General features: G+C 54.3%; 17 protein-coding genes. 2 read left to right on the top strand and 15 right to left on the bottom strand.

Annotated features, from left to right (window positions below):
* Positions 1-93 precede the first annotated feature (93 nt).
* From MKY96_RS11445 to MKY96_RS11400, 10 genes are all read right to left on the bottom strand, one after another.
* The gene (locus tag MKY96_RS11445; RefSeq protein ID WP_340940455.1) at positions 94-2,295 is read right to left on the bottom strand and encodes a DEAD/DEAH box helicase; all 2,202 of its coding nucleotides are present in this window, start codon (positions 2,293-2,295) and stop codon (positions 94-96) included.
* Entirely contained in the window at positions 2,292-3,611 is a 1,320-nt protein-coding gene (locus MKY96_RS11440; protein WP_076085734.1) for an ATP-binding protein, read from the bottom strand. The genes MKY96_RS11445 and MKY96_RS11440 overlap by 4 nt, the downstream gene beginning before the upstream one ends.
* 10 nt (positions 3,612-3,621) lie before the next feature.
* Positions 3,622-5,394 (bottom strand): TerB N-terminal domain-containing protein, encoded by a 1,773-nt coding sequence (locus MKY96_RS11435; protein ID WP_340940453.1) that lies wholly within the window; start codon positions 5,392-5,394, stop codon positions 3,622-3,624.
* Positions 5,395-6,003: 609 nt separating this feature from the next.
* Positions 6,004-7,623 (bottom strand): response regulator, encoded by a 1,620-nt coding sequence (locus MKY96_RS11430; protein WP_340940451.1) that lies wholly within the window; start codon positions 7,621-7,623, stop codon positions 6,004-6,006.
* Entirely contained in the window at positions 7,620-9,434 is a 1,815-nt protein-coding gene (locus MKY96_RS11425) for a sensor histidine kinase (RefSeq protein ID WP_340940449.1), read from the bottom strand. The genes MKY96_RS11430 and MKY96_RS11425 overlap by 4 nt, the downstream gene beginning before the upstream one ends.
* A gap of 30 nt (positions 9,435-9,464) precedes the next feature.
* Positions 9,465-10,313 carry a carbohydrate ABC transporter permease gene (locus tag MKY96_RS11420; RefSeq protein ID WP_340940447.1) on the bottom strand — a complete coding sequence of 283 codons (849 nt, stop codon included), beginning with the start codon at positions 10,311-10,313 and terminating at the stop codon, positions 9,465-9,467.
* A 3-nt stretch (positions 10,314-10,316) separates the two neighbouring features.
* Positions 10,317-11,225: a carbohydrate ABC transporter permease gene (locus MKY96_RS11415; RefSeq protein WP_340944530.1), complete on the bottom strand. Its 909-nt coding sequence runs from the start codon at positions 11,223-11,225 to the stop codon at positions 10,317-10,319.
* A 61-nt stretch (positions 11,226-11,286) separates the two neighbouring features.
* Positions 11,287-12,630, bottom strand: coding sequence for an ABC transporter substrate-binding protein (locus MKY96_RS11410; RefSeq protein ID WP_340940444.1), 1,344 nt, complete (start codon positions 12,628-12,630; stop codon positions 11,287-11,289).
* 187 nt (positions 12,631-12,817) lie between these two features.
* Positions 12,818-14,035 (bottom strand): MFS transporter, encoded by a 1,218-nt coding sequence (locus MKY96_RS11405; protein WP_340940442.1) that lies wholly within the window; start codon positions 14,033-14,035, stop codon positions 12,818-12,820.
* An 82-nt stretch (positions 14,036-14,117) separates the two neighbouring features.
* A complete protein-coding gene (locus MKY96_RS11400; protein WP_340940441.1) occupies positions 14,118-14,885 on the bottom strand; it encodes a DUF1836 domain-containing protein in 768 nt (255 codons plus the stop codon).
* Between the two features lie 115 nt (positions 14,886-15,000).
* Between MKY96_RS11400 and MKY96_RS11395 the strand changes: the two genes are divergently transcribed.
* A complete protein-coding gene (locus MKY96_RS11395) occupies positions 15,001-16,323 on the top strand; it encodes a hemolysin family protein (RefSeq protein WP_340940439.1) in 1,323 nt (440 codons plus the stop codon).
* A gap of 302 nt (positions 16,324-16,625) precedes the next feature.
* Here the strand turns inward: MKY96_RS11395 and MKY96_RS11390 are convergent, their stop codons facing one another.
* The 4 genes from MKY96_RS11390 to MKY96_RS11380 form a co-directional block, all read right to left on the bottom strand.
* Positions 16,626-17,579, bottom strand: a complete 954-nt coding sequence (locus MKY96_RS11390) for an IS3 family transposase (protein WP_445671478.1) — start codon at positions 17,577-17,579, stop codon at positions 16,626-16,628.
* Complete coding sequence (locus MKY96_RS33900) at positions 17,501-17,803, bottom strand: transposase (RefSeq protein ID WP_445671425.1); 303 nt, start codon at positions 17,801-17,803, stop codon at positions 17,501-17,503. The genes MKY96_RS11390 and MKY96_RS33900 overlap by 79 nt, the downstream gene beginning before the upstream one ends.
* Positions 17,804-18,156: 353 nt before the next feature.
* Positions 18,157-18,663 (bottom strand): GNAT family N-acetyltransferase, encoded by a 507-nt coding sequence (locus tag MKY96_RS11385; RefSeq protein WP_340940438.1) that lies wholly within the window; start codon positions 18,661-18,663, stop codon positions 18,157-18,159.
* An 80-nt stretch (positions 18,664-18,743) separates the two neighbouring features.
* Positions 18,744-19,103, bottom strand: coding sequence for a VOC family protein (locus MKY96_RS11380; protein WP_340940436.1), 360 nt, complete (start codon positions 19,101-19,103; stop codon positions 18,744-18,746).
* A gap of 148 nt (positions 19,104-19,251) precedes the next feature.
* Between MKY96_RS11380 and MKY96_RS11375 the strand changes: the two genes are divergently transcribed.
* The gene (locus tag MKY96_RS11375; RefSeq protein WP_445671434.1) at positions 19,252-20,604 is read left to right on the top strand and encodes a TrkH family potassium uptake protein; all 1,353 of its coding nucleotides are present in this window, start codon (positions 19,252-19,254) and stop codon (positions 20,602-20,604) included.
* 328 nt (positions 20,605-20,932) lie between these two features.
* On the opposite strand, the gene MKY96_RS11370 is transcribed toward MKY96_RS11375, so the two are convergent.
* On the bottom strand, positions 20,933-21,214 hold the full coding sequence (locus MKY96_RS11370; protein WP_340940432.1) for a hypothetical protein: 282 nt from the start codon (positions 21,212-21,214) through the stop codon (positions 20,933-20,935).
* Positions 21,215-21,324 lie beyond the last annotated feature (110 nt).

Below are 21,324 nucleotides of genomic sequence, written 5' to 3'. Positions count from 1 at the left end.
GGTTAAACAAGAAGCAGCTGATCACGATAGGATCGACTGCTTCTTGTTGAATAAGCGAGATACATCTCCGCATATTGGCCATCGCTATATTAATTATGCCGGAGGCTGCTTCCACTGCTTGATCACGCTGATCAGTCCAGGGACATCGAGGCCGTCGAGCGAAAAGGCTTTGCGCAGCAGGTCATGCGGGATGAATTCATCGTATTTGCCGAGGTAAGGGGCTTCATCCGGCTTCAGGAGCGTGAGTGCATCGGTAGCGGCAGCGGTCTCGGCGATGATCTCATCCTCCAGCTTCTCTGCATCCACTTTACCGGCGACTACCATGTAATACGGTTCCATCGGCACGACCGAGCGTAAGCCAAGCGGCTCCTTCAGATTGTTCTTGAGCAGGCGCTCCAGCGTACGGAACTGGCGGCTGCCTGCCCACGGAAGGATGAACATGGAGTCTCCCCCGGCTGGCAGAACCGAACGCGTCAGCAGTCCGCTCTCCTTGGCGAGCCTGCGGGCCCGCTCCAGTCTGGCGGCTGCGCTTGGCGCAAGGTAAGGGTACAAGGCCGTAGATCCTAGTACCTCGCGGATTTTCGTCATAATTCGGGTATGGACATCTCCGCCTGCGCCGAGCCATAAGGTATCCACTTTACCGCGTGAGCCTTTGACATAGACGGCCTTATGGCGGTTGTCCACCTCTTCGACCTTCCATAGCTTGCCTGCCAGTGTGAAGCAGTAGCCCGGAGGCGGAACGGTGGTAATGGACCCGATCTCCTCGGTTCCGTTATAGACGACATGCTCTTCGTCGTCCTTAAATACCGCATAGAAGCGGAAGTTGTTGACGATCTTCTCGCCAGCCATTCCAATTAGCAGGCTACCCTCATCCATCTTCTCGATATGGCCCATACCCAGCATGTATTCCATGAAGTCATCATAATCCGCAGGATCGATGCTGCGGAAGGACGGCAGGCTCAGCACAGCCTCCTTCAGCTCCTCCGGCTCTGCTTCTCCCATGCTCTTCAGAATGCTCATCGTCTGATGATACAGGAGACCGACCGGCAGCTGGCGCACGGCCAGCGGCTCTACCCACTTCTCGCGTACGTACAGCTCGATGACGGCAATGGCCCGCAGCAGCGTCCACGGCATGCGCGCCGGGAGCTGCGCCTCCTCGTCCTCCTCCTCGGGCGTGACGAAGATCATCTCGGAGGCGGCGTCCCCGCGCCTGCCCGAGCGGCCCAGCCGCTGCACGAAGCTCGCGCAGCTGTAAGGCGCGCCGAGCTGGAGCACCCGCTCCAGCTCGCCCAGATCTATCCCCAGCTCCAGCGTCAGCGTCGCTGCAGCCACAGCCGGCCCCGCGCCCTCACGGAGCGTGGCCTCGGTCTCCTCGCGCAGCATCGCGGAGATGCTTCCATGATGCACATGGAAGACATCCCGCTCGCCGCGCTTAGCGGCAATGCGCCGCATCTCCAGAATGGCCTCTTCGGCATCGGTGCGGCTGTTTGTGAAGATGAGCGCCTTCTTGACATGCGTGTGATCATAGATGAAGCCATAGTAAGCCTGGCGCGCCCGCTCCAGGTGTTCGGCCTCCTCTTCATTCCGCGCATCCGGGAACGAGAAATGCTCCACGCTCAGCCGCAGCTTACGCCCGCCCTGGGGTGCGCTGACCTCCACGCTCTCGCGCGTGCCCGCCGCCAGCCACTCCGTGACGGAGGCGTAGTCGCTTAAGGTCGCAGACAGGCCGACCCGCCGCGGATGACAGCCCGCCATCCGCGAGATCCGCGCCAGCTGGCTCAGCACCTGAATGCCGCGGTCCGCGCCCATGAAGGCATGAACTTCATCGATAACGATGAAGCGCAGATCATGGAACAGGGCCGGGATCGCATTCGGGCGGTTCATCAGCAGGCCCTCCAGCGATTCAGGCGTAATCTGCAGCACCCCGGAAGGGTTCTGCATCAGCTTGGTCTTGTCCGCCTGCGGCACATCGCCATGCCAGTGCCAGACCGGAATGTTCCCTTCACGCAGCAGATCATTCAGCCGCGTGAACTGGTCGTTAATCAGCGCCTTAAGCGGCGCAATATACAAAATGCCTACAGATGCAGACGGACGCTCGTGCAGCTCCGTTAGCGCCGGGAAGAAGGCCGCTTCGGTCTTGCCTGAAGCCGTCCCTGAAGCGATCAGCAGATGATGAGGCGTGTCAAACAACACACGGCACGCATCGACCTGCGCCTCGCGCAGCGTATCCCAACGGTTCTTGTAGATGAATTCCTTGATGAACGGGGCCAGCCGGTAGAACGGATTATCACTCATAGGTCGAACTCCGCCAGGAAGCCGTCCAGCTCATTCTGTTCCGTCTCGGCAGGCCGCGAAGTCCGCTCCCCGACCAGTTTCTCGAATGAAAGCTCCGGATGCTGGTGCAGGGTATGCAGCAGATCCATGAAGTCCCGCACGACCTCGCGTGCGGTGAGCAGTTCATCAGCTCCCAGCCGGTTGACCGCCTCCTCCATGAAATGCACCAGCTGCTCCTGTGTCAGTCTTGCTTCATATCCGTAGTGCAGCGCGTGGATATCCCGCAGCTTCTGGAGCAGGATCAGAATTTCTTCATGGGACAGCATGTCCAGCGCGATAATCGGCCCTGTGTAATTGTTCAGCCCGCTGCCTGCATACCGTCCGGCCACCAGCCGGGAGCGCAGCGCCTCATAGCTGAACAGTCCGCGCCGGTGGTCCTCCACGAACTGCGGCGTACCGCCAACGAAGATGCCCAGCCGCTCTGCTTTGCCTTGCATCGTATCATTGAACATGGTCAGCAGCTTCTCGTAATTGCTCTGCCGCGAGATGCTGTTGGTAATCTTGTAGAGGTTCACCCCTTCATCGATGAACAGCAGCAGACCCTTATAGCCGATGGCTCCGGTGAATTCCGCCCACAGCTTCATGTAGTCGTACCAGTTGTCATCATCGATGATGACCCCAACGCCGAGCGCCTTCCGCGCTTCCGTGCGGGTCGGGAACTCTCCCCGCAGCCAGCGCAGGGCATCCTGCTTCAGCCCGTCATCGGCCAGCTTGTGCCCGTTCCAGTAGGAGGCCAGCACCTTGGCGAAGTCGAAGCCATGCACCAGCCCGCGCATCTCGGAGGCCACCGAATAGATGCGCTGCCCGACCTCATCGCCAAGCTCCGGCGCATCAGGGCCATAGCCCTTATCCTGCATCACCGCCTGCTGCAGCGTCATGATCCACTTCTGCAGCATAATCTCCAGCGCCCCTCCATCCGGGCGGGTCCGGGTCGAGAGATGGCTCATCAGCTCACGGTAGGTGGCGAGTCCCTGGCCCTTCGTGCCGACCAGCCGCCGCTCCGGCGACAGGTCAGCATCGGCAACCACGAAGTCACGGTCCATCGCATAGTTGCGGATGATCTGGAGCAGAAAGCTTTTGCCGCTGCCGAACTTGCCTGTTATCAGCTTGAAGGCAGCTCCGCCATCGGCGATATTCTCCATATCGCGGAGAATTGCCTCCACCTCCGGCCGGCGGCCGACGGCGATATGTTCAAGACCGATCCGCGGTACAACTCCCGCTGTCAGTGAGTTGACGAGCGCGGTGGTCATCCGCTTCGGTATTTTGAGTGGGTTCATTTTACGAATTTCACCTCTTTATATAGTCCAGCATGGATAGACATTCTTCGGTCAGCTCTTCCCCGTCAATAATGAGGTCTCCCAGACTGTCCATTGCCAGCTCATTAATCTCATCGTAGAGCAGCTCTGCCATCGTTCCTGCTCCCGCAGCCAGCCGCTGCACCTTCGCAGAACCGTCCTGCTCGGCCAGCGTCAGCACGGCCTCCCGTTGCAGCGGGGTCAGCTCTGAAGCGAATAATGTCCAGCGGTCTGCTTCGCTATCAGCGGCAGGAGGCTGGGAAGCAGTAAGCTTCTGTCCGGCAGACGGCTGGTTCCCTGTAGGCTCTTCAAGACCCCGCTCGATCCGCTTACCACCAGCCATCCGGCCTGCTTGCTCTTCAGCTTTTGCAGAACTATCGGAATCACTTTCTCCAGCGCTATTCACATCGATTGTCCTAACTTTCCCAGCCGCGTTCGCATCACTTTTCTCGCCCGCTGATCCGGCCCTTCCAACCGCATCCACATCAGCTCCAATACCGGCAAATCCGGCTTCTCCATGTGCTCCTTCAGACTCAATTATCCACTCCGCGTCATCTTCATGACCCGGCTCCCCGGTGTCTTCCACCGTAAGCAAGGAACGCACCACCTCGGAGTCGCTTGCCAGCTGCTCCAGCTTCTGCTGGTCAATGACCACTGCCGGTCCCTTCTCTTCCTGCTCCGCCTTGCGCAATTCACGCTCCAGGAACCGGGTGACGAGATCATCCATATCGGCATCGACCCGGACATCCTTCAGTCTTCCCCGGTAGCCCATCAGCGCCCGCAGCTTATTCTCGGTCAGCCGGAACAGCCGGGTAATCAGACTTCGCAGCGGTGGAGACTTGCTGACCCGGATAACAGGCACAAGAACAGAATAGCCATACAGGGAGATATCGTATACCGCGCTGCGGAACAAATAACGCTCACGGACGACAGGCGGGGCGGGCGGAAACATCGTGATCAGATTCGAGCCGTGCTTCCGCGCGACATAAGCATCAATTAGGGCTACAACCTGGGGAATATAACGGTCCGCAGCGATTTTACCCTCGCCGGTATAGAATTTCGACTTGCTGATATCATAGTCCGACATCACACTCAGCACCTCGATCCTAAGCTGCTCCGGGGCAGCCGACAGGCAGCGGACCAATTCAAGCTCAGCCAGATCCCCGGCTAGCCCGCGCGAACGGGCCACAATCTCCGAGAACGGGATATCCAGCTTATGGACAAAAGAGAAATCCGCAATCCACCCGCCAAGATACTGATCCAGACGTTTGTAATTATCACGGTAGGCCTCCCACAGCAGACTGAGCTGACGATAGCCTTCCAGAGGTTTGTCCCAGCCCACACCGTTAATCAGCTCATAGATATGCAGGAAGATGTATGAGAGATCGGTCTTCGGGTATCTCCCCTGCCGGACTTCATCCCGCCAAAAGAAATACCATCTGCTCTGCGCGCCGGTCATATGCCCGTAGGTGGGCCAATAGCTCTTGAACGGGACGAACAGCGCCGCAGGCTCCTTATGTTCTACAAGCTCACGTGCACGCTGGACGAACTCGCTCTCTGTAGTGGTTACCGGCTCCACACTCTCTTCCATATCCCAGAGCTTAAGCTGGACTGTATCGTAACCGGACGTTGTCTTCTTAACCGGCTCTGACTTAGGCTTCCGGCTGCCTTCATCTACAGTACCGCGCGGCGGAATCGCCACATTCTGCTCCGTACTCTCCCAGACCAGCTCCGAGAAATGCAGCCCCTGCCTGTCTTTAGCCATGCTTCATCGCCCCACCCGTATGTCTTGGTAATTCTCACATTATATCATATACCCTATGCAGCGGATGCAGCCGTTCCAGTCATGTGCAGGTACGCTTAATGCGGCTACTCTTGCTGCTACTTCCTGCTACTATTACTCCCAAGTTATCTCTGCAGGACTGAGAATCCGTTATTCTGAACAAATCCGGCAAATGCGAAGCCAAGCGGACTCAGAATCCCTTAATTAGACAATATCGTCTCATTTCAGGGCCGAATAACCCAAATAAGCGCTTCTCAGTCCGCTCAAGCCTCATGAAATAGCTTTTTGAAGATATAACGGATTCTCAGTCCGCATCACCGCTAAAATATCCAAAACCGCTAAATATCCGAAGTGCCTGTCTATGTAGTCGCACAATCGCACAGTAGGAAGGAATTCACCCGCCCTCCATCGTCCCGCCATAAATCAATAAAAAGACCTTGAGAGACTAACTCCTCAAGATCTTGGATGAGAGCGCCCATCACCGCACCGAAACTTGATGTAACCTGCCGGGCAATGAGAACGTTCGTTTGTGTCTCCATAAGAATATACTATACTCACCCTGCGGGCTGCAATAGCGGAGATCGGAGAGAGTCACCCCTTCAAATAATCACTCGGGCTGCGCCCGGTAATCATCTTGAACACCTGACTGAAATAGGCAGGGTTGTTGAAGCCGACCATTTCACTGATCTCATACACCATATGCTGGCCGGATTGCAGGAATTCGATGGCCCGGTCCACCCGGTACTGATTCAGGTAGCTGACGAAATTCTCACCGCTGATCCGTTTGAACAGCTGGCTGAGATATTTCGGATGTACATGCAGCTCCTGCGCGAGGCCCATGAAGCTGATCTCCTGGGTATAGTGGGCTTCCACATAGCTTTTGACGCTCTCTACCAGACGGTTCTTCTTGATATTCATCTCGGTGAACGCTGCGGTCAGGAAGGCCGGAATCATCTGCCCCATCCACTCCGTCAAGCTTCTCCAGGTATAGTATCCCGTCACCGCCTGCAGGAATTCGGACATGCTCATAGGGGGAGTGCGGCCCGGGCAGCAGGCATTCCAGTAATACATCAGCGTAGTGAACAGCCCGACACACACCGTCTGTATGTCCTGAATATTATTCTGGTCCTCCTGCCGGAGCCTGCCGAAGATGATCTCCCAGGTCTCCCATACTTTTGAGGAATCCCTGCACAGCAGCACCTCATTCCACTCTTGGAGCAGCCGGGAATAGTCCTCCAGCGTCCACGGGTTGGTGCTTTTGCACGGCTCATAGGCGTAGATGGGACTGGTCTCCTGAAACTCCGCAGAAGCAAGCGCCTCTCTGCTCTCCAGATAAGAATCGATCAGTTCATGGATGGCAGATTTGACCGAACCAATGCCGGCATAGGCCTGAAGCTGAATGTAATTCCGGATCTTATCCATCGTCTCCTGCACTACTTCCTTCAGAACCGGGATTGGCTCTCCCGCCTCACGGTCCAGCAGCAGCACCACCAGCAGATCGTCGGAATAGTCCAGCACATGACCCTGCACAGAGGGATGTCCGGCAAGCTTGTGCTGGAGTGTCTCCCGGCAGATATTACCCGCTCCGAAGCGGAGCAGCTGCCATTCTCGCTCCTTCAGCTTATGCAGCGGCGAAGGCCGGTTCAGCTGGATGCTGGCCGCCGCCAGCCGCTGCGGGCGGGTAATCTGGAGATATCCGAGCCGCTCCTCGGAGCATTCCTCCGCACTGTAGCGGGTGGTTAGCAGCTCCATTAGCAGGCGTTCCCGCAGAAAAGGAAGCGTGCGGCCGATTTCCTGCTGATAACGCTCCTCCAGCCGCTTCTTCTGCTCTCCGGCATCCAGATCCAGCAGCACAGCGCGAAGCACTGCTTCGATCTCGTCTACCCGGGCCGGCTTCAGCAGGAAATGGCTGACGCCCCAGCGCATCGCCTGCCGGGCATTCTCGAATTCCTCGTAGCCGCTCAGGATAATAACCGGCAGCTCCGGGGCCAGCTCCCTCAGCGCCTCTGTAAGCTCCAGGCCGCCCATGCCCGGCATATAGACATCGGTCATCACCAGGTCGGGGGAGAGCCTGCGGAACAGCTCCAGCGCTTCATGGCCGTTGACCGCTGTTCCAGCCAGGGTCAGGCCCAGCTTCTCCCAGGCCACATGTCTCGTAAGGGCTTTCAGAATATGCGGGTCGTCATCCACCAGCAGTATAGAGCGGCTCATATCTGATCGCGCAGCAGCCGCTCCAGCTGCTCCTCCGTCTCAATGACTGGCAGTGTAATCATAGCCGCAACCCCTCTCTCCGGCCGGTTGGCCAAGTATAATCCGTACGGTTCCCCGCAGTACAGCTGAATCCGGCTCATCACATTCCGGGTGCCGATGCCGCTCACCTGCTCCATCGACCAGCCTTCCGCCAAGCCCCGGCCGTTATCCAGCAGCGTGATTTGCAGGTAAGGCTGGCTTCCCGGCGTCTTAATCTCCCGCACCTCCAGATGAATCTGCAAAGGGCCGGAGCCTGGCTCCCGGCTGCCATGGATAATTGAATTCTCAATCAGCGGCTGGAGAATGACCTTCGGAATGAAATAACTCCGGACCGCCGCGTCCACAATCGACTCCGTATACTCAATGGCAATCGGCAGCCGTTCCTGCTGGATGCTCACATAGCACCGCGCATGCTCCAGCTCGTCGCGCAGACGAATGAGCATTCTGCCGCCGCTCAGGCCGATGCGCAGCATTTTGCCAAGCTGGGTGATCATGTAGCTGATATCCTGGGCGTCGTAATCCATTGCCTTCCAGTGAATCATATCCAGTGTATTGTACAGGAAATGCGGCTTGATCTGGGCCTCGAGCAGCCCTGCCTGCGCCTCCCGCTTCGCGGCGCTTGCTTCCCGCTCACTCTGCACCAGCTCCTGCAGCCGGTTCACCATGTGGTTGAAGCCGTAAGACATCTGCGTGTATTCCTCTGTCAGCGACTCACTCATACTGGCCCGGAAATCACCGCGCTCCAGCTTCCGCATCTCCTGAATCAGCCTGCGTACCGGACGGATCATATTGCGGATGAAGAAGTACGCCAGCAGCGCCGACAGGAGCAGGCAGAGCAGTCCGATCCCGATCACCTGCCTGTCCGCCTTACGAACCTCCTGCAGCAGCTCACGCGTAGGGATGACCTGGACTAACCGCCAGGAGATGGTGCTCGGTCTGGAGAACAGGACGAGATAGGACTGGCTGTCCTTGTTCAGCAGCTCATAGCCTTCATTGCCCTCATACGTATGCTGGTAGAGCCAGTCCGCATCCAGTACAGTTTTGCCGGCAGAGCCTTCCTCCTTGTTCACCAGCAGCAGCAGATTGCCGCTTGTATCCACCAGATGAATCTGGCCGTCCGACACCGCCGGAATATCCTTGAACTGCTTCAGGATATCGTCTGCGGACAGCCGGATATAGAGGTAGCCGATCGTTTTGCCTTCATTGCCGAACAGATGCTGGATATGGCCGATCAGATAAGGCTCGTCATCGCCGCCGCTGCCCTCCAGGGGAACCCAGAGTGAATCCGCCTGCTTCAGCCGGGGATACCAGCTCTCGTTCTTAATCGAAGAGACCGGAAAGACAAGATCCGTCGAGCTTTGCGGCACCCCGCTGAACAAATCACTGTAAATCTCAATCGAGCTTACCCCTTCGTTCAGCACCAGCGAATGCTGGAGAATCTCCGTAATTTCCCGCCTTCTGGAGATCATCTGATACTTGGAGGCAGGCGTAGTCTCCAGCCCCTCAATCACGCTCTTGTTCGCTGCAATGGAGTAGGCGGTGCCCGACACATTGGTCATGAAGTCGAAGCCGCGCTTCGTGCTCTCATTAAGCAGCGCAAGCCTGGTGGTGCTGATCTCCCTGAAGGTTACATCGGAGAAGGTCCGGTACGCCAGCAGGACTATGAACCCGAGAAAGATCAGATTGAACGTAATAATACTGGCCGCCATCAGCGTGGAGAGCTTGCTCCGCCTGATCCGCAGCAGCCAGGTGCCGAGCATTCTTTTTTGCATCTGCCCCATCCCTATGCTTTTCCCCAGATTCTATCCTTTCAGGCCGGATGTCGCAATTCCTTCCACGAAATACTTTTGCAGCGTGATGAAGAGAATGAAGCACGGCACCAGCGACAATACCGACATGGCGAACATCGGGCCCCAATCCGACTGCGAGCTGGAGTCCAGGAACAGCCGCAGGCCGAGCGGCACGGTGTATTTCCCGATATCGCTAAGGAAGATGAGCTGGCTGAAGAAATCATCCCAGGTCCACATAAAGGTGAAAATCATCGTCGTGATCAGCGCAGGCAGCGCCAGCGGAATAATAATCCGGCTGAAGATTTGCACCGGCCCGCAGCCGTCAATCGTTGCCGCTTCGTCCAGCTCCTTCGGCAAACCCCGGATGAACTGGACCGTCAGGAAGATAAAGAAGCCGTCCGTCGCCATCCACTTGGGCAGAATCAGCGGCGCGAAGGTGTTCACCCAGCCCAGGCTGTTGAAGAGGATATAACGCGGGATAAGAGTCACATGCAGCGGGAGCATAATCGTCATCAGCATCAGCGCGAAGCCCAGTGCCTTGAACCGGAAATTCAGCCGCGCGAACGCATAAGCCGCCATGGAGCAGGTAATCACATTGCCGAGCACTGCCCCCAGAGAGACCAGAGCCGAGTTTTGCAGGAACCGGGCGAAGGAGCTGCCCTGGAAGCCGAACCAGCCGCTGACATAATTATGGAAATTCCACTGCCGGGGCCAGAACCAGATTTCCGAGAAAATCATATTCGCCGGCTTGAACGAGCTGCCTACCAGCCACAGCACCGGGTACAGCATAACAAAGGCGATCAGACAGATGATGAAGTGCTTGAGCCATATGGCACTTTTCGATGTGCTGCCTGTATCCATAGCTTATTTCCCCCCATCTTCATAATGCACCCACAGCTTGCTGCTGCCGAATAGCAGGAGTGTAAATAGCCCGATCAGCAGCACCAGTACCCAGGCCATCGCCGAGGCATAGCCCATCTGGAAGAAGGAGAAACCCTTCTTGTACAGGTACAGGGAATACATCAGGGTGGAATTCACCGGTCCCCCGCTGCCGTTACTGATAATGAACGCTTGGGTGAACGACTGGAAGGCGGTGATCGTCTGCATGATGACATTGAAAAAGATAACCGGAGACAGCACCGGCAGCGTAATATGCAGGAATTGCCCCACTTTGCCTGCACCGTCCACCGATGAGGCGTCATAATATTCCGGCGGCACCTGCTTCAGCCCGGACAGGAAGATGATCATCGACGAGCCGAATTGCCATACCGACAGCAGGATCAGCGAATACAGCGAGTATTTGGGATTCGATACCCAGTCAGGCGCCTGTATCCCCGCCATGGCCAATAGCTGATTCAGCAGCCCATCGCCGCCGAGCATCTTGCGCCACAGCATCGCAATAGCAACACTGCCTCCAAGCAGCGTAGGGATGTAATAGACCGTCCGGTAGATGCCTAAGCCCCGTATCCCTTTGTTAAGAAGCAGGGCGACCGCCAGGGCAAACATCAGCTTCAGCGGCACCGACACGAATACGAAGATAAATGTCACCTTAAGCGACTGAACAAATAACGGATCTGCAGTGAGCATGGTGGTGAAGTTATCCAATCCGATCCATCTGGAGCTCTCCAGAATACTGTAATCTGTAAAAGAAAAATAGAGTGAGGCCGCCATCGGCCCCAGGGTCAGGCACACCAGCCCCAGCAGCCAGGGCGACAGGAACAGGAGGGCAATCCCGTTCTGATTGTAGCGCAGCTTTGTTTTACGCCGCTTCATGCCTGCTGGTCTATCTACTGTCATCAGATCTGCACTCAATGGCTCTCTCGCTCCTCTGTATTTATTTGGCCTTGTCCAGTATGGCGTTAGAACCGGAGATGAACTGCTCGCTTACCTGCGGAATGCCGGCCTGACCGAAGGAGATCTGCTCGCTGGCGCTCTTGAAGTTCTTATCAATCTCCGAGAAGCCCTGCGGGTAAGGCGGGTCAATATCACTGGAATGCTTGGAGACCACATCGATAAAATCAAAGATTAACTGCTCCTCGGCGGTAAGCGACGGCTTCAGCTGCTCCCGCACTGCGGAATTGACCGGAACTCCCCGTTCAGCACCCAGAATAGCGGTGCCTTCCGGATCATTGACCATGAAGTCGATCAGCTTCGCCACCTCCTTGGGATACTTGGTCTTGGCATTCCCGGAGATGAACTGGCCGGGCTTCAGATATTCGCCGATCTTCTGCTCCCCTTCCATATGCGGAATCACCTGCATCTTCAGCTTCTGGCTCTGATCCTTCAGCACATTCTGATAGGTAATCAGCTGGTTGGACCAGGCAAAATCAAGGGCAGACTGGCCAACGGACAGCGGCCGGGTCTCCAGAGCATTCGTCATCGCGGCAGTTACTTCTGCCGTTGTAGCGCCGCCGCTGTCCCGCAGCTCCTGCCAGTAATTGAACCATTCATCGATGACCTCCCGGGAGACCCCGAGCTTATTCCCGGCGAACAGGCCGCTCCCGTTCTGGCGCACGAATACCTCGAAGATGTTCGTAGTGCCCGAAATATCCGGCGTACCATAGTAGCCGTCGCCTTTCTTCTTAGCAATCGTATTCGCCATCTCCGCAAAATCCTTCCACGTCCATGACTCCTGCGGCTCCGCAATTCCCAGCTCCTGAAGCACGGAAGCATTATAGACAACGCCTGGAGCGTTCACTCCAAGCGTAACGGCGTACAATTTGCCGTCAATGCTTCCTGCCGAGAGCATGCTGCTGTCATGGTCCTCCGTCCGCAGCGTTCCATCCCGGGTATAAGGCGTCAGGTCAAGCAAGGTGCCGCGCTTGGCATAATCGGACAGGAACGCATAGTCCATCTGAATGATGTCCGGAGCATTCGAGCCTGCCACCTGGGTAGACAGCTTATCGAAATAGCCGTCCCAGCCGGAATATTCCGGCTTAATCGTGATGCCCGGATTCTTCTCCTCGAAGCGCTTGATCATCTTGGTAGTCAGATCGTGGCGTGTCTGCGAGCCCCACCAGGTCATACGCAGCTCAATTGCAGGTGCCGAACCCTCAGTCTTGGAAGAAGCCTTAGCGCCGTCCGGTGCATTCGATCCGCCGGATGAGCATGCAGCCGTAGTCATCAGCAATATGGAGCTTAGAAGCAGTATAAGTCCTTTGGTCCCCTTGATTGTCATCTGTTGCCTCCTCGAATTTGTGAAGTAAGCGGTTACATGAATGATTATACGGAACGCCCTGCATAGGGTAAATCCAGAAAAGTAAGGGGTTATATCAAATAAGTAAGACAAAAGCCAGCCGGAATCTTCCGGCTGGCCTGTTAATCCTGGTTAGTTCTGTTAAGTATGAATCTATTCCGTAAGCAGTCTACTCTAGCTCCAGTCCCTTCGTTTCTTTCCCCAGAAACAGGACCGCCAGAGCGCCGATTACAATCGTGACGAAGAAGATCATGAAGATGGAGCCGATCCCGACCGCCTTGCCGACCAACAGGCCGACCAGCGTGGGGGCAATAATGCCGCCAATCCGTCCAAAGGAGGTGGCGAGTCCGGCACCTGTAGAACGGATCTTAGTTGGATACAGCTCAGGCGTGTAAGCATACATCCCGCCCCAGGCTCCCAGGTTGAAGAACGACAGGCAGATTCCGGCAGCCATCAGCATGCCCTCGGTCGTGGAATTCCCGAACCAGGCAGCACTGACGGCAGTCAGCAGCAGGTAGATGACCAGTACGAACTTACGGCCGTATTTCTCGATGAAATAAGCGGCGGTGAAGTACCCCGGCAGTTGGGCGAGTGTCATGATCAGCACATACTCGAAGCTTTTGACCAGACTGAAGCCCTTCAGCACCATTACCGTCGGCAGCCACAGGAACATGCCATAATAAGAGAAGACTACGGTGAACCACAGAATCCACAGCATGATGGTCGAGCGGCGGTACTCTGCCGACCAGACTGCCGCTACACGCTTCTTCAAAGGCACTGGAGGAGCTTTCTTGATCTCCGCGAACTTCGGGGAGTCATCGATCGCCCTGCGCAGATAGAGCGCATATAACGCCGGTACCGCCCCGATGGCGAAGGCGATCCGCCAGCCGTAATCCGGAATGACGAAGTAAGCAATCAGCGCCGACAGAATCCAGCCCACCGCCCAGAAGCTCTCAAGCAGCACAACAGCACGGCCTCGTTCCTTGACCGGCATGCTCTCGGATACCAGCGTAGAAGCCACCGGCAGCTCTCCGCCCAGCCCGAAGCCGGCAATGAAGCGCAGCACACATAATACTGCATAACCTGCGGCGAATGCCGACAGTCCGCTTGCAATCGAGAAGATCAGCAGCGTCCAGAGCAGCACCGATTTGCGGCCGAAGCGGTCCGCCATAATTCCGGCTGCGGCTGCACCGACCGCCATCCCTACCGAGTTAATGCTGGTTAAATAGCCGATCTTTTCCGGTCCCAGCGACCATTCCTTGGCTAATGCAGCCACGACGAACGAGATCATCCCTACGTCCATTGCGTCGAACATCCAGCTTAGACCTGCACTGAAGAGCAGCTTCCGCTGCTTCCGATTCTGCAGCAGCGACATTTGATTCCACATGACTTAAGGCCCCTCTCCCCTGATTCCGGCTAATCCAATAATTCCTGATTAGTATCACTTACACATTCTAGAAGCGGATGATTCAAAAATCAAGGAATAACACCGCATTGAAATATTGCCGGGCCATCGCCTGAAAATAACAGGTCTGCACCGAGATCGCAGCGATCAGCAGCATATTCTGCACCGCATCCCGCTGCCCTCTGCTCAGGTGGCTGAGCCGCTTCATCATTCTGTCCATGGCGGACTTGATGGCGCTGTCCGATTTCCACAGGTATTCCTTCTGATTTCCGGTTAGAGCCTGTCCTTGCGCCGGAAGCGGGGAACGGGTCTTAATCTCCTCGAACAGCTCGGCATACCCGTGATACAGCTGTGCCGGCTCCACGAGATCATCGTCATCACGCTCAGGCGCCAGGAACAGCATACGAAAGAGTTGTCTGATGCTCTCGAAATCAAGCGCAGCCTTCAGATCATCTATTATAAATAGAATAGCCGCCTGATTAATGGAGTACTTCTTCCCTTCACGCGGGGACCCGAGATATTCCTTGAAATCGCGCTTCACCCAATTCTGCATAGCAGAGACGGATAAAGTGGAATACTCAATCAGACCGCCAAGCGAAGCAATTTCACCCAGGGACAGCCCTTTGACGCCGCCGCCTTTGATCAGCTTTTGCAGAATCGGGGGGATATCCGTAGACAGAAAAGCGGGCAGGCTTGTCCCCTCCCGCACCTCGTCACGGTGGAACTTGGTCCAGGCTTCCTGCAGAATATGGAGCGGCTTCCGCTCCGAGTTTGGCCCTAGAGACAGTAATAGTCCGGACATCTCTATCCGGCTAAGTGTAAAAGCTTCCATAGCTGGCAACCCTCCACCATTTGATATTTCACTGAAAAGTTCGTACAATAGGTTCATATGAACTCATAATATGAGTATAACCTATTTTAGGGACGAAAGGGATGGTAAAGATTATATGGGTATAGGACTTAGTTTGACGCTCGTGGCAATTTTGATTATTTTAACCGCATTTTTTGTAGCGACGGAGTTTGCAGTAGTGAGATTACGGGGAAGCCAGGTCAGCCAAATGGTGCTGGATGGCAAGAAGAACGCACTGGCAGTACAGCGGGTAGCCGCTAACCTGGACGGATATTTGTCCGCCTGCCAGCTCGGTATCACGATTACTGCACTCGGGATCGGGGCATTGGCAGAGCCTGCTTTTGAGCAGCTGCTCATTCCACTGTTTGATCTGGCTGGTGTGAGTCACAACGTTAGTAAGCCCATTGCTTTTGCATTGGCCTTCATTATCGCCACCTTCCTCCACGTCGTGGTCGGAGAGCTTGCACCGAAGACCGCCGCTATTAATATTCCGGAGAAAATTGGTCAGATTACCGCACCGCTGATTATTTGGTTCTACAGAATATTGTACCCTTTGATTTGGTTCATGAACGGTTCCGCCAACCTGCTCGTCCGTATGTTCGGCATGAAGCCTGCCAGTGAACACGGCGACGCGCACAGCGAAGACGAAATCCGCCTGATCCTGTCCGAGAGCTATGAGAGCGGCAAAATCAACAAAGCGGAATATGGTTATGTTAACCGGATTTTCACCTTTGATGAAATGCTCGCTAAGGAGATTATGGTTCCCCGGACAGACATGGTCTGCCTGTTCACTGACCATTCGCTGCAGGAGAATATCGCGATTATCCGCAAGGAGCAATATACGCGTTTCCCTGTGGCCGACGGCAGCAAAGACAATATCATCGGCATGATCAACACCAAGCAGCTGTACCTGCAATATGACAACAACCCGGATTTTGATTTCAAAAGCCTGATTCTTCCGATTCTTACCGTATCTGAGGTTACACCGGTGAAGACCCTGCTGACCCGTATGCAGAAGGAGCGTGTGCATATCGCCCTGCTGCTGGATGAATACGGCGGTACCTCCGGTCTGATTACGATTGAGGACATTCTGGAAGAAATCGTCGGCGAGATCCGCGATGAGTTCGACGGGGATGAACGCAGAAATGTCGAGAAGCTGAGCGAGACTCATTATCTGTTTGACGGCAACGTGTCTCTCCTGGAGATTAAGGACCTCACCAAGCTTGATTTCCACGATGAGGAAGTCACTACCATCGGCGGATGGCTGTACAGTCATCTGGAAGAACCTGTGGTCGGCAAAAGCCTCACTTATGAGCATGTCACCCTGACCGTCCGCGAGATGAACCGCCACCGTATCCGCAAGGTGGAGATCCTGATTGATCTTCCGGTCTCTGAAGATTCTGCTGTACGCAGCGAGTAACCATATGCTGTAAAGGAAAAGGCGCTTCCCGTGAGTTATCGGGGAGCGCCTTTGTTCTTATTTAGGAAATTATAGTTTCTTTCTGCTGTGGATAAGGGAGGCACAAAGACCGGGTGCGCCACCTAAGCCGAATGTAATCGAAAAACCGATTACATTCGGACCGGGGGCGCCGCGTAGGCCGAATGTAATCGAAAAACCGATTACAATTGGACCGGGGGCGCCACGTAGGCCAAATGTAATCGAAAAACCGATTACAATTGGACCGGTGGTCATACCCCTGTCAAGTAGACAGATGAAAAAAGCTAAGCAGCCAGCGCGTGTCGATACTCAATCGGCGCGCGCTGTTTCAGTTTCGCCTGAAAACGTTGGTAATTGTAAAAGTAGATATACTCCTCAACGGCTTGATGAATCTCTGCTTCTGACTTACACTGGTGAAGGTACAACTTTTCTGTCTTCAGATGCGAAAAGAAGGATTCGATGCAGGCGTTATCCAGGCAGGTTGCTTTGCGAGAGTGGCTGCCCTTGACGCTGAATGCCTCTAATCGTGTGTTGTACGCCTGAGACGTGTACTGAAAGCCTTGGTCCGAATGGAGCACGGCCTCAGACACGTCTCTTTTCCGTGTCCACTGTTCAACCGTATCCAAGACGAGGTTTACGTCGTTTCGCTCCGAGATCTGCCAAGCTACAATTTCATTGTTGAAGAGGTCCTGAATCGCAGACAGATAATAAAAACGGGTGCCGTCTGAGATATACGTAATGTCCGTTACTAGCTTCTGCTGAGGTGCTGTCGCATGAAACTTACGCTTTAATCGGTTCGGGTAGACCACGGAAGGAGTAGAGCCCGCACGACTCCTTTTCTTGCGAATGACAGACTGGATCGATAGCTCTTTCATGAGCCGCCATACCTTCTTGTGGTTGACGAGGTAGCCTGCCTCCCGCAGGGCTGCCTGCATTCGAGGGTACCCGAAATAGGGATGAACCAGGTGAATCGCCACCATATGCTCTTTCATGGCGTGCTCTTGCTCATGGGCATCCATTCGTCGAACCTCTGCACCTCGCCACTTGTAGTAATTTGCCCGCGATACCTCTGCAATGGCTAATAGGCGGGTGATGCCATGTTGGTCACGTAGTTCTTCAATTACGGCGTATTTGTCATGCAGTCCAAGCTTCCCTCCCTTTACAGATTTGGATACCGCTTTTTTAAGTAGTCCACCTGTGCCTTTAAGTAATCTCGTTCTTCTTCTATACTGGCAAATGTAGAACGTGGACGTCCTTTTAAAGGGCTTGTTGCCCCTTTTGGTGTATCGAGTGGCTCCCCATTCCGATATTTCTTTACCCATACTTTAAGCTGGGTACAGTTCACAATCCCCAACCTGTCGGAGACGACCTTATAGCTCTCCCCTCCTGTAAAATAGGCTTGAATAGCCTCTTTCTTGAATGCCTCCGTGTACGATTGAAACACTTGTCCCTTTTTGGCCATACCAAAATCCCCTCCCAGTTCACTCATTTCCTCATGTTAACACATGAGGTTTTTTCGAGTGTCTACTTAAAGGGGATAATACCACCGGGGGCACCACGTAGGCCGAATGTAATCGAAAAACCGATTACAATTGGGCTGGTGGCGCCACGTAGGCCGAATGTAATCGAAAAACCGATTACATTAAGCAAATGAGGGGTACTCCTGCCCCTGAATTCACCGGATGCCCCTTGAAGTGGGCGGATGGGGAAGGACGGTCTGACCAGATGAGTTGTGTGGGCCGCATAACTTCTTACATCATTCACCCGCAGGGTGATTTTGTTAGTGTAGACGATTTATCCATATAGTTAATGCAATTAATTATAGATCTTACCCATATAATATTCGTCCACCCATTGTCCATCCACCAGCAGCGACTTTCTCTTCAAGCCCTCAATTTCAAAGCCCTGCTTCTTATACAGCGCAACCGCCTGTTCATTATGCTGCATCACGGTAAGCTCCAGTCGCATGATGCCGCTGCGTTTGACCCACAATTCCATCTCACGGAATAATCCGCTGCCGATTCCCATGCCCTGATAAGCCTTAAGAATGCCTATAACAATATAGGCACTGTGTTTGTTGCGGCTGAAGCTCCCTCCTTGGACTGACAGGTATCCTACAAGCTCACCGTCTGCTTCCGCTCCCAGAATAAGCGAGTTCTCTGCTTGGTGTAAGCCTCTAATCATCTCTTCCACCTGGGAAATGCCGCTCTTTCTCTCGCCCGGGGCCAGCAGCATAAAGGAGGTTTCCCCGTCCAGACGATCTTGGAGGTTCAACAGCGCCGCTGCATCCCCCGGGAGCAGTTCCCTTAGTGTTACGTTCATTTCCATGCCTCCTGCAATAAAGAGCGGTATGTTATCCTTGTATAATTAATATGATTAACAAATATAATTAACCCAATTAACTAAGTGACGGAGCGGCAGATCATTAACACGTTTCCGTCAGGGTCCTTGAAGTTAAACCAGTGGTCATTCTCAATATCCGTAAGGATCTCTGCCCCGCTGGCTTTGACATAATCATAGGCGGCATCAATATCATCGGTAAGCAGATGGAAGGACGGCACCTTCAGCACGGCTTCGGCTGTGAATATTTTGCTGTCCAGTACGATCCCCGGCCCCTGCATCGGCACCTCATACAGATGCCCGAATAACACTTCACCGTCAAGCGGCAGTCCGAGCAGACTGCAATACCAGTTCTTGGACCTTTCGATATCACTAACCGGGATGAAGACAGCGCCAATCTGATTGCGTATCGGACTTGTCACAGCAGTATAGCCTCCTCATAGAGTGCAAGTTGTTGAATCCTACAGCCTTTAATGATTTCGATAAAATATGTCAATTTCCTGCCTGTTTAGGGATGAGAATATAAGTTATGCTATAATCTTGTCAGATCCTATCCCTATTGTCAGGAGAATGAACTTGGCTAACCTTTTCTTTGGGCATTTGAAGCTGACGCCGCCCAAAATACTATCGCTCGGCTTCGTGCTGCTGATCGCTGCCGGAACCCTGCTGCTGTCCCTGCCTGCCGCTTCTACGGGCGGAAGAATCTCGTTCATTGATGCGCTGTTCATGGCGACCTCTGCGACCTGTGTAACCGGACTTGCCGTCATCGATACGGGTACGCAGCTCTCGACCTTTGGACAGATCGTGCTGCTGGTGCTGTTCCAGTTCGGCGGTCTTGGATTCGTAACGATGGCTACGCTGATTACGCTAGTGCTGAACAAACGAATCTCATTGAAGGAACGCCTCTTGCTGCAGGAATCCATGAACCAGAATTCCATGCAGGGTATTGTGAAGCTGATCCGCCGGGTGCTTATCTATTCCCTCGTGATCCAGTTGACCGGTGCCATTCTGCTGGCCGCAAGATTTATAGTAGATATGCCTATAGGCAAAGCAGCTTATTATGGACTTTTCCATAGCATCTCCATCTTCAACAATGCGGGTTTTGACTTGTTCGGCGACGTTCACGGGCCATTCAGCGGTTTAACACGCTATGTGGAAGATCCTATTGTGAATATTACCTCCATGCTGCTGATTTTCCTCGGCGGTATCGGCTTCATTGTATTGTCCGATGTGATCGATTATCCCAAGCGCAAGCGGCTGACACTACATTCGAAGGTCGTGCTCGCAACTTCAGCTGTGCTGATTCTGGTCGGAGCCATAGTCTTCTTCTGGCTGGAGCTGAACGCTACACTGAAGCCGCTGCATGCCGGAGGCAAGATTATGGCCTCCTTCCTGCAAGCTATTACGCCCCGTTCCGGCGGAGTGACAACCATTGAGATTCCGCTGCTGCGGGAATCCACCCAATTCCTGATGATTCTGCTGATGTTCATCGGGGCGGCTCCCGGCTCTACCGGCGGCGGAATCAAGATTACCACCTTTGCCATTCTGGCCAGCACCGCCTACGCCAAACTAAGGGGCAAAGAGGATATCGTCATGTTCCGCCACCGGATCTCGAAGGAGAATGTATACAGGGCTATTACCATGACGCTGCTCTCCCTAATGCTGGTGGTCATCTCCACCATGCTGCTGTCAGTCACAGAGAGCGCAGATTTCCTGAGCGTATTGTTCGAGGCGGTGTCCGCTTTCGGCACTTCAGGCATCACTATGGGACTGACCACAGAGCTGACCACGACCGGCAAGGTGCTGGTAATCATTCTTATGTTCGTGGGCCGGACCGGACCGCTTACTCTGGCCTATGCGCTTAAGCCGAAGAACAGCAAAGAGTTATACCGTTATCCGGAAGGCAATATCACCATCGGCTAAGGGCAGCGACTATTAAGAACAAAATCACCCATACGGGTGAATGAGATTACCTTCGCGCCAGCAGAATGTATGTTGTTTTCCGCATACATTCGGGCCATGCGCCTGCATGTGAGCACAATGTATGCTGTTTTCCGCATACATTCGGGCCATGCGCCTGCATATGAGCAGAATGTATGCTGTTTTCCGCATACATTCGAGCCACACGCCTGCACGCCACTTATACGTAACAGAAGAAAATCATAATCTCCTCTACTATTAAAAATGCGACCCTGCCCGTCCAAGGCAATCAGCCGGGACGGGGGTCGCATTGTTATATCCGCAAGTAAGCTTAAGCTTCCTCTTCCGGGATCTCTTGGGTATCCAGCGCTGCATCCAGCAGCTGATTATACAGATCATCGTCATTCTCCAGCAGCGCATCCACTTCCAGGAACTGCTCCTCACTCCCCGACTCCCCGGCGAAGCTCAGGCTGTAATCCCATTCGGTTCCACGGGAACTGTAGAAAGTAATCTCATAAGGGGAACGGTGATTCTCTAATGTAAATACCGTTCTCCCCACAAAACTTCTATCCTCTACGCGTTTCATTTCTGCTTTGGTGATTTCCAGGTTCATCCTCTTTCCTTCCTTTCATCTGATCATGCCCACAATATTCAGTATAACATTGATATGTCAGCATTTCTCTTTCCTTTTGCGCTGTAATTGACTTTTTTCATCCGGCGGTT

Origin of the sequence: Paenibacillus sp. FSL R7-0302, from assembly GCF_038006885.1 — a bacterium.
Taxonomy (GTDB): Bacteria; Bacillota; Bacilli; order Paenibacillales; family Paenibacillaceae; genus Paenibacillus_AQ.
This window is presented reverse-complemented; position numbering and strand designations above follow the sequence as displayed.

Coding starts and splice junctions, on each gene's coding strand:
- MKY96_RS11395 (WP_340940439.1), top strand. CDS start 15,001: ATGGGTATAGGACTTAGTTTGACGCTCGTGGCAATTTTGATTATTTTA.
- MKY96_RS11385 (WP_340940438.1), bottom strand. CDS start 18,663: ATGAACGTAACACTAAGGGAACTGCTCCCGGGGGATGCAGCGGCGCTG.
- MKY96_RS11400 (WP_340940441.1), bottom strand. CDS start 14,885: ATGGAAGCTTTTACACTTAGCCGGATAGAGATGTCCGGACTATTACTG.
- MKY96_RS11425 (WP_340940449.1), bottom strand. CDS start 9,434: ATGCAAAAAAGAATGCTCGGCACCTGGCTGCTGCGGATCAGGCGGAGC.
- MKY96_RS33900 (WP_445671425.1), bottom strand. CDS start 17,803: ATGGCCAAAAAGGGACAAGTGTTTCAATCGTACACGGAGGCATTCAAG.
- MKY96_RS11445 (WP_340940455.1), bottom strand. CDS start 2,295: ATGAGTGATAATCCGTTCTACCGGCTGGCCCCGTTCATCAAGGAATTC.
- MKY96_RS11410 (WP_340940444.1), bottom strand. CDS start 12,630: ATGACAATCAAGGGGACCAAAGGACTTATACTGCTTCTAAGCTCCATA.
- MKY96_RS11405 (WP_340940442.1), bottom strand. CDS start 14,035: ATGTGGAATCAAATGTCGCTGCTGCAGAATCGGAAGCAGCGGAAGCTG.
- MKY96_RS11370 (WP_340940432.1), bottom strand. CDS start 21,214: ATGAACCTGGAAATCACCAAAGCAGAAATGAAACGCGTAGAGGATAGA.
- MKY96_RS11420 (WP_340940447.1), bottom strand. CDS start 10,313: ATGGATACAGGCAGCACATCGAAAAGTGCCATATGGCTCAAGCACTTC.
- MKY96_RS11375 (WP_445671434.1), top strand. CDS start 19,252: ATGAACTTGGCTAACCTTTTCTTTGGGCATTTGAAGCTGACGCCGCCC.
- MKY96_RS11440 (WP_076085734.1), bottom strand. CDS start 3,611: ATGAACCCACTCAAAATACCGAAGCGGATGACCACCGCGCTCGTCAAC.
- MKY96_RS11435 (WP_340940453.1), bottom strand. CDS start 5,394: ATGGCTAAAGACAGGCAGGGGCTGCATTTCTCGGAGCTGGTCTGGGAG.
- MKY96_RS11415 (WP_340944530.1), bottom strand. CDS start 11,225: ATGAAGCGGCGTAAAACAAAGCTGCGCTACAATCAGAACGGGATTGCC.
- MKY96_RS11430 (WP_340940451.1), bottom strand. CDS start 7,623: ATGAGCCGCTCTATACTGCTGGTGGATGACGACCCGCATATTCTGAAA.